The organism is Lentzea sp. NPDC005914, from assembly GCF_040629405.1.
GTDB lineage: Bacteria > Actinomycetota > Actinomycetes > Mycobacteriales > Pseudonocardiaceae > Lentzea.
Genome location: NZ_JBEXVQ010000033.1, coordinates 1 through 12,922, shown reverse-complemented (window position 1 = coordinate 12,922; position 12,922 = coordinate 1). Strand labels below are relative to the sequence as shown.

Annotated in this window: 10 protein-coding genes; 3 read left to right on the top strand and 7 right to left on the bottom strand. The window is 69.0% G+C overall.

Annotation, left to right across the window (positions count from 1 at the left end; all coding sequences use genetic code 11):
- Nucleotides 1-163: 163 nt before the first annotated feature.
- On the top strand, nt 164-886 hold the full coding sequence (locus ABZ345_RS35465) for a hypothetical protein (RefSeq protein WP_359858737.1): 723 nt from the start codon (nt 164-166) through the stop codon (nt 884-886).
- Nucleotides 887-928: 42 nt separating this feature from the next.
- Here ABZ345_RS35465 and purH read toward each other — a convergent pair whose 3' ends face one another.
- The 7 genes from purH to ABZ345_RS35430 form a co-directional block, all read right to left on the bottom strand.
- Nucleotides 929-2,500: a bifunctional phosphoribosylaminoimidazolecarboxamide formyltransferase/IMP cyclohydrolase gene (purH, locus tag ABZ345_RS35460; RefSeq protein ID WP_359858735.1), complete on the bottom strand. Its 1,572-nt coding sequence runs from the start codon at nt 2,498-2,500 to the stop codon at nt 929-931.
- Nucleotides 2,497-3,114, bottom strand: coding sequence for a phosphoribosylglycinamide formyltransferase (purN, locus tag ABZ345_RS35455; RefSeq protein ID WP_359858940.1), 618 nt, complete (start codon nt 3,112-3,114; stop codon nt 2,497-2,499). Before purN ends, purH begins: the two co-directional genes overlap by 4 nt.
- Before the next feature lie 52 nt (nt 3,115-3,166).
- On the bottom strand, nt 3,167-4,690 hold the full coding sequence (locus ABZ345_RS35450) for a DUF6350 family protein (protein ID WP_359858733.1): 1,524 nt from the start codon (nt 4,688-4,690) through the stop codon (nt 3,167-3,169).
- 121 nt (nt 4,691-4,811) lie between these two features.
- Nucleotides 4,812-5,534 (bottom strand): DUF5336 domain-containing protein, encoded by a 723-nt coding sequence (locus ABZ345_RS35445; RefSeq protein WP_359858731.1) that lies wholly within the window; start codon nt 5,532-5,534, stop codon nt 4,812-4,814.
- 167 nt (nt 5,535-5,701) lie between these two features.
- Nucleotides 5,702-6,589, bottom strand: coding sequence for a succinate--CoA ligase subunit alpha (sucD, locus tag ABZ345_RS35440; RefSeq protein ID WP_355566708.1), 888 nt, complete (start codon nt 6,587-6,589; stop codon nt 5,702-5,704).
- Between the two features lie 5 nt (nt 6,590-6,594).
- The gene (gene sucC, locus ABZ345_RS35435) at nt 6,595-7,761 is read right to left on the bottom strand and encodes an ADP-forming succinate--CoA ligase subunit beta (RefSeq protein ID WP_359858729.1); all 1,167 of its coding nucleotides are present in this window, start codon (nt 7,759-7,761) and stop codon (nt 6,595-6,597) included.
- Between the two features lie 196 nt (nt 7,762-7,957).
- Nucleotides 7,958-9,661: a hypothetical protein gene (locus tag ABZ345_RS35430; RefSeq protein WP_359858727.1), complete on the bottom strand. Its 1,704-nt coding sequence runs from the start codon at nt 9,659-9,661 to the stop codon at nt 7,958-7,960.
- Nucleotides 9,662-9,797: 136 nt separating this feature from the next.
- Between ABZ345_RS35430 and ABZ345_RS35425 the strand changes: the two genes are divergently transcribed.
- Together ABZ345_RS35425 and ABZ345_RS35420 are read left to right on the top strand one after the other, a co-directional pair.
- Entirely contained in the window at nt 9,798-10,778 is a 981-nt protein-coding gene (locus ABZ345_RS35425) for an alpha/beta fold hydrolase (RefSeq protein WP_359858725.1), read from the top strand.
- Between the two features lie 209 nt (nt 10,779-10,987).
- Nucleotides 10,988-11,776 carry a M23 family metallopeptidase gene (locus ABZ345_RS35420; protein ID WP_359858723.1) on the top strand — a complete coding sequence of 263 codons (789 nt, stop codon included), beginning with the start codon at nt 10,988-10,990 and terminating at the stop codon, nt 11,774-11,776.
- The last annotated feature ends 1,146 nt before the right edge of the window (nt 11,777-12,922 follow it).

The window sequence follows — 12,922 nt, the reverse complement described above, 5'->3', positions numbered from 1 at the left end:
GCGACTTGCTTATTCGAACTCCTGTTCGAACGAACGGGATGATCGTAGCGCGCCTGCGCACCCCTGTGTCAATGCCGGAGCGTCACTCTTTCGGGGGACACGGCCACCCGTGCCGGAACGGTCCTCTACGGTGGCCCGGAAAGCACCGCGAACTGGGGAAATCGTGAACCAACCACCTCCGCACGGCTGGCGTCAGCAGGTGCCGCCACAGCAACAGGGCTGGCAGCAGCCGCCACCCGGATGGCAGCAACCTCCTCCGGGCTACGGCCCTCCACCGTCACCGAAGAAGAGCGAGGCACCGCTGATTGCCGCGGTCATCGTCGGCCTGGTCGTCATCGGCGGTCTGGTCGCCGGGCTCGTGACCTACCTCAACGTCAACAAAGACGGCGGCGAGCCGAAGCGCGCCGACAAGCTGCCTGCGTTGTGCGGCAACATCTCCGAGGCCGCGCTGGCCAAGGCGCGCACGACGAACCCGAACGGGCTCGGCTCGCACGAGATGGACATGCCGTCGGACAAGGGCAAGCGCACGATCTGCTCGTGGCACCAGACCAAGGGCGTCGACGGCAGCGGCTACCGCGGCGTCGACGTGTACGTCCAGACCGCGAGTGAGATGACCATCGACGACATGGTGGCGCAGCACATGAAGGCCGCGGGCGTGCCTCAGCAGAAACCGCTCGACGGGCTCGGTGACCAGGCCGCGGCAGTGCTGGTGGAGGGCAACTCCGCGCTCACGGACATCTGGATCCTCGTGCGCAAGGGCGACACCACTGTCCAGGTCGACTACACCGGCTGGGACGCGGGTCTGTTCACCAACAAGAAGCCGGACGTCGCGGAGTTCGAGGCCGCGGCGAAGGGGCTGGCAGAAGAGATGGTCGCGAAGATCTGAGAACGGGGGCCGCCTCGACGAAAGAGGCGGCCCCCGGCAACATCAGTGAGCGAAGTGGCGCGTACCCGTCAGGTACAGCGTCACGCCGTGCTCCTCGGCCTTGGCGATCACCTCGGGGTCGCGCACCGAGCCGCCGGGCTGCACGACCGCGCGCACACCGGCCTCCAGCAGCACCTCGAGGCCGTCCGGGAACGGGAAGAACGCGTCGGAGGCCGCGACGGCACCCTTGGCCCGCTCCCCCGCGCGCTTCACCGCGAGATGCGACGAGTCGACCCGGTTGACCTGGCCCATGCCGACGCCGACGGTGGCGCCGTTGTCCGCCAGCAGGATCGCGTTCGACTTCACCGCGCGGATGGAACGCCACGCGAACTCGAGGTCCGCCAGCGTCTTCTCGTCCGCGGGCTTTCCGCACGCCAGAGTCCAGTTCGCGGGCGAGTCACCCGCGGCGTCGATTGCGTCGCGCTGCTGCAGGAGCAGGCCGCCGGACACCGGACGCATCTCCGCACCACCGCGGGCAGGCGCCTCGGCCATGAGGATGCGCACGTTCTTCTTGCGCTGCAACACCTCCACCGCACCGTCCGCATAGGACGGAGCGATGATGACCTCGGTGAAGATCTCCGAGACGAACTCGGCCATCTCCACGGTGACCTCGCGGTTCGCCGCGATGATGCCGCCGAACGCGCTGACCGGGTCGCACTCGTGCGCCTTGCGGTGCGCGTCCGCGATGCTCACGTCGGACACCGCGATGCCGCACGGGTTGGCGTGCTTGATGATCGCGACGCACGGCAGCTCGTGGTCCCACGCGGCACGCCAGGCGGCATCGCCGTCGAGGAAGTTGTTGTACGACATTTCCTTGCCGTGCAGCTGCTTCGCCGACGCCAGACCCGTCCGGCCGTCGCCCTGCGTGTACAGAGCGGCGTGCTGGTGCGGGTTCTCGCCGTAGCGCAGCACGTTCGACCGGTTCCAGGTCGCGCCGACCCAGCCCGGGAAGCCGCTGCCCTCGTCGTCCGGAGCGAGCACGTTGCCCATCCACGACGCCACCGCGACGTCGTAGGAAGCGGTGTGGCGGAACGCGTCCGCGGCCAGGTGCTGCCGGTCGGCCAGGGTGAAGCCGCCGTCACGAACGTTCGAAAGCACCCAGTCGTAGCGCGCCGGGTCGACGACGACGGCGACGTTCGCGTGGTTCTTCGCCGACGCGCGGACCATCGCGGGGCCGCCGATGTCGATCTGCTCGACGCAGTCGTCCTGGGAAGCACCCGACGCCACGGTCTGCGTGAACGGGTAGAGGTTCACGACCAGCAGGTCGAACGGCGCGATGTCCATCTCGCGCAATTGCTGGACGTGCGTCTCCTTGCGCAGGTCGGCGAGAAGACCGGCGTGCACGCGGGGGTGCAGCGTCTTCACGCGGCCGTCGAGGCACTCGGGGAACCCGGTCACCTGCTCGACCGGCGTCACCGGGACGCCCGCGTCGGCCAGCACCTTCGCGGTGCCGCCGGTGGACACGATCTCGACTCCGGCCGCGTGCAGGCCGGTGGCCAGTTCCAGCAGGCCGGCCTTGTCGGAGACCCCGATCAGGGCCCGGCGAACCGGTCGCCTCTCGGCAGGAGTGCTCACGGAATGCTCACCTTTCGTCCGTTCACGGTGCAGCCCTCGCGGGCCAGCCTGCCGACCGTCTCGACGAGCAGCCGGCGTTCGACGACCTTGATGCGTTCGTGCAGGGTCTCTTCGGTGTCGTCGGGTTCGACGACAACGGCCTCCTGCGCGAGGATCGGCCCGGTGTCCACGCCCGCGTCGACCAGGTGCACGGTCGACCCGGTGACGTGCACGCCGTAGTCCAGGGCGTCCCGCACGCCGTGGGCGCCGGGGAACGCGGGCAGCAGCGCGGGATGGGTGTTGATCATCCGGCCGCCGAAGCGCGCGAGGAACTGCTCGCCGATGATCTTCATGAAACCGGCGGACACCACGAGGTCGGGCTTGAAGGAGGCCACCGACTCGGTCAGCGCGGCGTCCCAGGCGGCTCGGTCCGCGTGATCGCGCAGCTTCACGGCGAAGTGCGGCACCCCGGCGCGTTCGGCGCGCTTGAGGCCCTCGATGTTCTCGCGGTCGGCACCGACGGCGACCACCTCGATGGGCAGGTCGGCGTCCAGCAACGCCTGCATGAGGGTTCCGGAACCGGACACGAGTACGACGACGCGCGCCGGTGTGGGAAGCCGAAGTTCGGTGCTCAGCGTCTACTCCTGGGCGTGGCGTGTTGTAGCAGCTCAGGGGCAGTTTAGGCCGTCACCGTTCCGGCTTGCCGTCCAGGTCCTCCTCGGGCTCCATGCCGAGCATCTCGTCGAACTCCGCGTCGAGGTCTTCCTCTGCTTCGAGGTCCTCCCCGGCCTGCGGTTCGGCGTCCTGTTCCTCTTCGTCCTCAACGTCTTCGTCGTCGAACTCTTCGTCGTCGTACTCGTCTTCGTCGTAGTAGTCGTCGTCCTCGAGGTCCTCTTCGACCTCGAACTCGTCCTCGTCCACCACTTCGAGCTGCTCGAACTGTTCGGTGAGCTCGTCGTCCTCGAAGACGACGTCCTCGTCGACGATCTCGTCCTCGTCGAAGTCCGGCTCGACGAACTCCGCGTCACCGTCGGCCGCGGCCACCTTCGCGCGCGACCCGGCGAGCCAGGCCACCAGCACGCCCGGCACCAGCACCCACAGCGCCACCATCAGCGCGAGCAGGCCCGCGGGCACCGTCACCGGGTCGAACGCGCCGGACGCCAGCCGTCCGCCGGCGGTCGCGGCGAGCACCAGACAGCCCACGGCCGCGGTGATCGCGGCCACCAGCACCGCCCGGAACCGCGAGGACGGCCGGTCGGACACCTTGCGGCAGGTCCAGCCGACGAACACGCCGATCAGCGCCGGGAGCACCAGCACGGCGGGGTTCCACACCTGGTGCTCCTCGGGCATCGCCGCGAGCAACGGCACCGACGGCACCGGACCACCGACGAAGCGCATCGGCGAGATCTCGACCCCGCCCAGCGAGAACCCGGCACCCGCGACGTACGAGAGGCCCGCGATGATCGCGTTCGGCAGGTAGCCGAGGCACAGCAGGAACACGCCGAGGCCGACACCGACCGACGGACCGGCACCCGCGAAGAGCTCGCTGGTCCTGGGCCACGAGGCCGCAAGCCCTGCCGCCACCACCAGCGCACCCGCGCTCACCAGCGCGAACAGTGCCATGAACCCGGAGCGCAGGCCGTGCAGCGCCACGGGGTCGAGCTTGTCGAAGACGATCTCGACCAGGCCGCAGCGACGGGCGACGCCGAGTGTGGCGGCCAGACCGGACACGGCGGCGCAGCCGAAGAACGCGACGGCGGGCGTGGCGCGCACGACGCCCTCACCCATGATCAGCGCGATCGTGCCGCCGACGACCGCGTGCGCGCCGGCGATGCTCAGCACGACGCCTCGCGCCTGGAGCGGTTCGTAGAGGCCGAGCCGGTCGGCCGTGCCCGCGGCGGTGCGGGCGATGAGCAGCATCAGCAACGCGGTGGGCAGCAGCGGCAGAACCCCGAGCTGACCTGCGTCGAAGCGCAACGGCACGTGGTGCGCGGCCAGCCACGCGGGTGCGGCGGCACTGAGCACGCCGGCGGTGGAGAAGGCGGCGTACGTGGCCGTGGCGGAGATCAGCGCGAGCAGCGCGGCCACCGCCGCGTACCCGACGACCACCGACCCGACCGCGGCCGCGACGAGCACCCGCATGCGTTCGGAGCGCGAGAACTCCGGCGGGCGCACGGTGGTCACCTCGCGAGTCACATCGCGTTGCAGCACGGGCACTTCTCCACTGTGTCAGGCGGGCTGAGCCGTTCGGGTGAGGCACGCCGGGGCATACGACAGGGGTGGTGCCGGAGACACCCGGCACCACCCCTGAGGTCGAACGGTGTTGCGGACCTTACTGCTGCGGTCCGCCGAAGCCACCGGGCGGCGTGCCCGGCGAGCCGAACTGGCCGGGCTGCGGCATGAAGCTGGTCTGCTGCGGCGGCTGACCCGGCTGCGCGGGCTGCTGCGGCTGCTGACCGAACTGCTGCTGGCCGAACGACGGCTGCTGCTGCGGTGCCTGCTGCTGGGGCGCGCCGTGCTGCGGGTGCTGTCCCTGCTGCGGGAAGGCCCCGGACTGCGGGTTCCAGCCGCCGGGCTGCCCCTGCTGCTGGCCCGCGTACGGGTTCGCGGGCTTCGGCTCGAACTTCACGATGCCCTCGGCGAGCAGGAAGGTGAGCACGATCGCCGCGGTCTCGAGCAGCGCGACGATGAGCAGGACGATGTCGAGCCCCTGCACCGACGACGACTTGATGATGACCTGCAGCTGCAGCAGCGTCTGCACGGCCGCCAGGACCGCGCCGACCGGGACGAAGCCCTTGGGGATGCTCGGCAGCACCGAGAGCCCCGCGAGCGCGCCCGCGGCGAGCAGGTAGACCACGTTGCCGCTGCTGACGTCGTCCGCGAAGGCGATCAGGTACGCGACGAGACCGAGACCCGCTCCGACCAGCGGCAGGATCAGGCTCAGATTGATGTTGTTGGCGGCCGGCGCGCCAGGTGCGCCGTGGGCCTGAGGCGGTGCCTGGTGGTGTGCCGGACCCGGCGGCTGCTGTTGGGGTGCGCCGTAAGGCACGGACATGTCGAGGTCTCCTCCTCAAACCAGGCTTGCGTCCGGTGACGCTAGCCGACGTGTTGCTCAGACGATGACCGGATCATGCCGGTTCCGCCATACGAGCGAGGGCCGGACTCCGAAAGTACTCCGGTGCCCGACCCTCGTGTGCTGCTCTACGTATCTACGTGCTCTCGTCAGAGCGCGTTCATGATCTCGCGCATCAGGTCGGCCGTCTCGGACGGCGTCTTGCCGACCTTGACGCCCGCGGCCTCGAGGGCCTCCTTCTTCGCCTGCGCGGTGCCCGCCGAGCCCGAGACGATGGCGCCGGCGTGGCCCATGGTCTTGCCCTCGGGAGCCGTGAAGCCCGCGACGTAGCCGACGACCGGCTTGGTCACGTTCTCCTTGATGTACGCGGCCGCACGCTCTTCGGCGTCGCCACCGATCTCACCGATCATCACGATCGCGGTGGTCTCGGGGTCCGCCTCGAACGCCTCGAGGGCGTCGATGTGCGTGGTGCCGATGATCGGGTCGCCACCGATGCCGATCGCGGTGGAGAAACCGAAGTCCCGCAGCTCGTGCATCATCTGGTAGGTCAGCGTGCCCGACTTCGACACGAGGCCGATCTTGCCGCTGCCCGCGATGTTCGCGGGGATGATGCCGGCGTTCGACTTGCCGGGGCTGATGATGCCGGGGCAGTTCGGGCCGATGATGCGGGTCTTGTTGCCCGTCGCGACGGCGTGCGCCCAGAAGTAGGCGGTGTCGTGCACCGGGATGCCCTCGGTGATGACGACGGCCAGCTCGATCTCGGCGTCGATCGCCTCGACCACGGCGGCCTTCGAGAAGGCCGGCGGGACGAAGATCACGGTCACGTTCGCGCCGGTGGCCTCGATGGCCTCCTTGACGGTGCCGAAGACCGGGAGGACGGTGCCGTCGAAGTCGACCTTCTCGCCCGCCTTGCGCGGGTTCACGCCACCGACGATGTTCGTGCCGGACGCGAGCATGCGCTTGGTGTGCTTGGTGCCCTCGGCACCGGTCATGCCCTGGACGATGACCTTGCTGTTCTCGTTGAGGAAGATAGCCATCTGACTCAGACCCCCGCAGCCGCGAGCTCGGCGGCCTTGGCGGCCGCGTTGTCCATCGTGTCGACAACGGTCACCAGCGGGTGGTTGGCCTCGGCGAGAATCGCGCGGCCCTCCTCCACGTTGTTGCCGTCGAGGCGGACGACGAGCGGCTTGGTGGCCGAGTCGCCGAGGATCTCCAGCGCCTTCACGATGCCGTTGGCGACGGCGTCGCACGCGGTGATGCCACCGAAGACGTTGACGAACACCGAACGCACTGCCTCGTCGCCGAGGATGACGTCCAGGCCGTTCGCCATGACCTCGGCGGACGCGCCGCCACCGATGTCGAGGAAGTTCGCGGGCTTCACGCCGTACTGCTCACCGGCGTACGCCACGACGTCCAGCGTGGACATCACGAGACCGGCGCCGTTGCCGATGATGCCGACCTCGCCGTCGAGCTTGACGTAGTTGAGGCCCTTCTCCTTGGCCTTGGCCTCGAGAGGGTTCTCCGCCTGCTTGTCGACCAGCTCGGCGTGGGCCGGGTGGCGGAAGCCCGCGTTCTCGTCCAGCGTGACCTTGCCGTCGAGCGCGACGATCTTGTCCTGCGGGTCGCGGACCAGCGGGTTGACCTCCACCAGCGTGGCGTCCTCGGAGACGAAGGTCTCCCAGAGCTTCACGATGGTGTCGACGACCTGGTCCTTGACCTCGGCCGGGAAGTTCGCCGCGTCGGCGATCTCCTCGGCCTTGGCCGCGTCGACACCCTTGATGGCGTCGATGTGGATCTTCGCGAGGGCCTCGGGCTTGGTGGCCGCGACCTCTTCGATGTCCATACCGCCCTCAACACTCGCCATGGCGAGGAAGGTGCGGTTCGCACGGTCGAGGAGGAAGGAGAAGTAGTACTCCTCCGCGATGTCCGAGGCAGGCGTCACCAACACGCGGTGAACGATGTGCCCCTTGATGTCCAGGCCGAGGATGGCGGTCGCCTTCTCCTCGGTCTCCTCGGCGGTGGAAGCGAGCTTCACACCACCGGCCTTGCCGCGGCCGCCGGTCTTGACCTGGGCCTTGACGACGACCGGCTGGCCGAACTTCGCGGCGATGGCCTTGGCGTCGGCGGGGTTGGTGGCCACATCGCCCGGCAGTACCGGGACGCCGTGGGCGGCGAAGAGGTCCTTCGCCTGGTACTCGTACAGGTCCACTCGGGTCTCCTGCGACGTCGGTGTCGGAACACCGCGCCTGGGTGGTCCTCAAGGGGCCAAGCGAACCCACTTGACGCGGCTGGGCCCAGACACTATCGAGCTGCAGGTACTGCTCGCACGCCACCACCGGTGAGGTCGGTCTCAACAGCGGTGAGGTCGATCACGCACACGCGTGCGCAACGGCGAAACTCGCGTTTCAGCGGGTCGCGCGAGCACCCATCAGACCGGCCGCCACCAGCAGTGCCGTCGCGGACGCCAGCGCGAGCCACGTCCCGGGGCCCGCGGCCGCGCCCACGACCTTCGCGCCCGTCAGCGGCAGCTCCAGAGCGCGCACGCCCATCAACAGGACACCACCGGCGAGAACCGCGGCTCCACGAGCGGGCCTCGACCGAAGTGCGACCACCAGGCTGATGATCAGGACCACAAGAGAGGAGATCAGGGCAGCCGAGACGACCGGATCTGTGCCCGGCACCAGCGTCGCCGCTGTGTAGTTGTCGCCGCGCACGGTCGGCAACGCGAAGGCTCCCGCCGCGAAGAGCCCGGCCAGCAGCACCGCGCCCAGTTCGGCGACCGGCACCTCCGCCCGCTTGCCGATCTCGATGTTCTCCCGCTCGACGGCTCCGGCCAGGCCCGCGCAGGCCAGCGCCAGCAGGCCGAGCGGAATCTCGGCGATCATCAGCCAGAAGCCGGCGCCCGGCTGCGCGATGCCGGCCTTGCTCGCCGCCAGCACCGGCCCGGTCGCACCCGCGGCCGCGAGCTGCATCGCGAAGAGGCCGAGAAGCAACGCCGGGCGCACCGTCGCGGCGGTGGCGGATGCGAACAACGCCAGGCCCAGCACGCCGAACGCGAGACCGGCGGGCCAGAGGAGGTTCGCGGAGGCCAGGCCGGGTGCTTCCCCGCCCGTCGAGAGCACGATCTGCGGCGCCACCGCGCCGGCGAGCATCGCGACGGCGGCGAGAACGGTGAATACACCCGCCGCCACGTCCATGCGGCGCATCGACAGCAGCGCCACGTCCTCGGTCTCGGCGCGCCTGCCCCGCAGCAGCCGAACCACCTTGCCTCGCAGGAACCGAACCACCCTGACCAGCAGAGGAAGGACGGGCAGCATCAGCGCGGCGAGCAACACGATCACCGGACCGGCGGTGATGCCGAGACCTGTCGTCACGGTGCCCGCCACCAACCACGGCAGCACGACGCCACCCAGTGCGCACGACACACCGAGCACTCCGCCCTGACGGGTGTCGGGATCCGGAGAGCTGGCCGCGAGCGCGGTGGCGAGCGGTGCGGCGAGGGCCAGCAGCAGCCCGCCCATCAGTCCGAGCACCGGCAGGTCCCACGGCCCGCGGTCGAGCTGGAACGGGTCCGCCGAGGAGAACGGCTTGCCCAGCAACCCGACGGTGGCCCAGAAAGCGATGATCACGTGCCCCGCCACGAGGCCCGGCGGCTCCGACTCGTCCGCGGGCATGCCGGCGCGACCGGCGGCCAGCAGACCACCCGCGATCACCAGTACGTGCCCGGCGACCAGCAGCCACACCCCCGCCGACGGGGTGACCGCGACGAGCGTGGCGGGCCGGAACAGCTCCGGGCGCGCGACCGCCATCGGGGCGAACACGATCTGCAGGTCGCTCAGCAGGCGCCCGAAGGCGAACACGCCGACCGCGGCGATCAGTCCGGCCGCGACGAACGGCCTGCCGCGGAACAGCAGCACACCCGCGACGACCGGGGGCAACAGCGCCAGCAGGGCCAGCAGCGGCCACGAGGTGTAGGCCGGTTCCGCACCATCGACCACGCCGAGCAGCGGGCCGACGGAGAGGAGGAGACCGCCTGCCGCGGCGAGCGCCCACGAGGTGCGCAGCCGAGCGGCGGCCGGGGTCTGGTTCTCGAGCTCGGTTCGAGTCATCGCGGGCGAACCTAGCAAGAGAGCGGGTGGGTTCCGCGTCACCGTGCTGCGCCCAACTGAGACGAAATTCGTTCGCATGTGGAAAAGATGCGCCGGGTACTCCTAGCCGGTGACTTCATCACTTACCGTCGCTCATATGAGCGACACCGGCCGGTCGTGGATGACGCGTCTGACTGACGCCGTTCTCGATCGTGCCGGCTGGGGTGTACACACAGCGCGCGATGTGGCGGAAGAAGTGAAGGTCGCGTTGCGCGCCATGGCCACGCCCGGCGGAATGCGCGGGGTCGCGATGGAAGCGGCCTGGCTGACGGCCCACGCGGTGCTCTACCCGTGGGGAGCGATCACCGAGCAGCTGCGCCCGGACGGCCAGTTCCGGCACTACCGCACCGACGGCCTGCCACCCCGCCAGCGAGGGCTGATGGTTTCGGCGATGGACGCGGCGGGCACCCCGATCGTGCTGGTGCACGGCATCGGGGACAACCGCTCCGCCTTCGCGGTGCTGTCGGGGGCGCTGCGGAGGCGGGGCTTCGGGGTGGTGCACGCCATCAACTACAGCGTGCTGACGGCGTTGACCGGGGACGTCCGCCGCTCGGCCGCCCTGCTCGGCGCGCACATCGAGCGGATCTGCGAGCAAACCGGCGCGGATCAGGTGCATGTGGTCGGCCATTCACTTGGCGGGCTCATCGCCAGGTATTACGTACAACGGCTGCACGGCGACTCACGCGTTCGCACTCTCGTAACACTCGGAACGCCGCACAACGGGACTTTGCTCGCCTATTTGATGCCGACTCCTCTTACCAAGCAGCTGCGCCCAGGTTCGGAGCTGCTCTCGGAGCTCGCCGAGCCCTGCCGGCCGTGCCGCACGCGCTTCGTCGTGGTCTGGTCGGAGATGGATCAGATCATCGTGCCGCAGCGCAACGCCCGACTGGAGCACACGTCGTTGCTCGTCGAGGAACACCAGATACGTGATTCAGGTCACCTTTCTTTGCCGGTTGACACGAGGACTCTTCACGTAGTTGTGACCGCCATCACCCGATCGGACGACTCTCTAGGTCACCCCATCGCCGCTGGCGGCGAGGCGTGTCGCCCGCCCGAAGTGACCGACGGTCACAGTTGACAGTTGAAACCAGCTGATTGCCGCCCGTTCAGAGGACATAACGAACTGGGGTTTGCCCTCCGAGGCTCCCCGCCGTTACTGTCCCCCGGTCCGTTGTCACGGTCTGATCACAGAAGGACACCGAGTCAGAACCCCGAATTCTGACTCACCGGGAATCCCCCGCCCGGCAGGTCCACCGATCAGGCTCCCCGAAGGCGGAAGGGCAAGCTTTGAGTCACCACCGCTCCCCCGGCGGCCATGAACGCAGTGCTGCGCTTGATGAGGCAGTCGACCGTGCCTCCACGCGTACCGTCAGCTCCCACCGGCTCCCCCCACCACCGTCGGCGCTTCGCGGACGCATCGTCGTCGCCGCCGTCGCAGTAGGCGCTTTCGCCGCAGCAGGCGCAGGCCAGATCGGGCAAGCCGCAGCCAAGGACAGCAAGGACGTCGCTCTCGCGAACCACGCGGACGGTTCCGCGGCGTTCACCGGCCAGGGTGGCGACACCGCCTCCGCCCCGCAGATCCTCGCGGTCTCCAAGACCACGTCCGAGGGCTCCGCCGAGGCAGCCAAGCTCCTGCGCAGCCAGCAGCTCACCACCGAGCGCGAGGCCGCCGACGCCGAGAAGAAGCGCCCGAAGTTCGTCCGCCCCGCCGCCGGCGACTTCACCTCCGGCTACGGCGGCCGCTGGGGCACCATGCACCTCGGCATCGACATCGCCGGCCCGATCGGCACGCCGATCCTGGCCGCCGCCGACGGTGTGATCCTCGAGGCCGGGCCCGCTTCCGGTTTCGGTCTCTGGGTCCGCGTGCAGCACGAGGACGGCACCATCACGGTCTACGGCCACGTCAACGACTTCATCGTCCGCGAGGGGCAGCCGGTCAAGGCCGGTCAGATGATCGCGCACATGGGTAACCGCGGGTTCTCCACCGGGCCTCACCTGCACTTCGAGGTGTGGAACCCCGGCGGGCAGAAGATCAACCCTCTTACCTGGTTGAACGCTCGCGGCGTGACCGTCTGATTCGGGGATTGCTGAACTACGGCTGAGCGGCTTTCTCGCGCGGGTTTTCGTGTTTACCCACCCGCAGGTGTGGGGATGGGTGGTTCGGTCGCCTCGTGGGCCTCATGAGCCACTAACAGCGCTTGTGTCGCGGGTATTCCGCGGGCTCGTGTGGGAGTTGAGCCGGATTCATGTCGGGCTCATGTCAGACTCGTGGCCGCTTCTACCGGGTCCTTGCCGGACTCGTGGGGCTTCTGCCGGGCTCTTTCCGGACTCGTGGCACTTTTGTCGGGCTCTTGCCGGACTCATGCGCGCTTCTGCCGGACGTTGAGCGGGGCTCACGCCGGGCTCGAGTCGTGTTCCGGGCTGATGAAGTAGGCCGTTGCCACTCGCCAGACCGAGCACATGTGTTTTCGCCATCGTGGGCCGCATGCCTTGCAGGCGCCTGAGTCCGTTGACTCGTGGAGGCCCAGGAGGGTGCGCCAGGACGCTGTGAGTGTGGCGGTGGCCGGGGATTCCAGCTGGTTGAGGATTGCGAACACTCGTTCGTGCAGCAGCTGGGCCAGTACGTGATCCATTGGGAGCGCTCCCGCGGGGGTTGGGGTCCTCAGCGGTTGATGATGCTCCTGGGGTCTGACAATTTTGGATCGCCGGCTGTTGCCGGGGGATGTGTGCCCTGGGCTGGGCTGGAGTCGTACGGCCGGACCGCTCTCCCGTTCGGTCCGGCCGCACTCGCCGCGAAGTTCTGGCCCCCGCCTTCACTTCGCTCCCCTTCGTCTGCAGGCTGCGTCCTCTTGCTGCGGATCGCCCCGAACGGCCCGCGGCTGTGCTGCTTGCGACACCCACATAGACGTACGAAGTTGGGGTTCGTTGCGCTGGTTCTTGGGATTTTCTTGAGATTTATCTGGTTGGGGTGAAGTTGCTGGTCAGTGGGGGTGGGGGGTCCGGTTTGTCAGGGGGTGGGCGGGTCGGGTTCCTGACGCGGGTTGGGTGGGTGGTCGCCTTGCTTTGGGCGTGTCGCGTTGCGTGCGATCCGCGGCTTTGTGGGTGGTCGCCTTGGGTTGGGCGTGTCCTGTTTAGGGCGCGGGGCTCTGCCCCGGACCCCGCCAATCTGATCAAAGACCAGCCAGCGCCGCTTGCGGGTTGATGGCACGCCTGGTGCGTTCG

Excerpts from the sequence above, each read along its gene's own strand:
- sucD (WP_355566708.1), bottom strand. The coding sequence starts at position 6,589 with ATGGCTATCTTCCTCAACGAGAACAGCAAGGTCATCGTCCAGGGCATG.
- ABZ345_RS35430 (WP_359858727.1), bottom strand. The coding sequence starts at position 9,661 with ATGACTCGAACCGAGCTCGAGAACCAGACCCCGGCCGCCGCTCGGCTG.
- ABZ345_RS35445 (WP_359858731.1), bottom strand. The coding sequence starts at position 5,534 with ATGTCCGTGCCTTACGGCGCACCCCAACAGCAGCCGCCGGGTCCGGCA.
- ABZ345_RS35425 (WP_359858725.1), top strand. The coding sequence starts at position 9,798 with ATGAGCGACACCGGCCGGTCGTGGATGACGCGTCTGACTGACGCCGTT.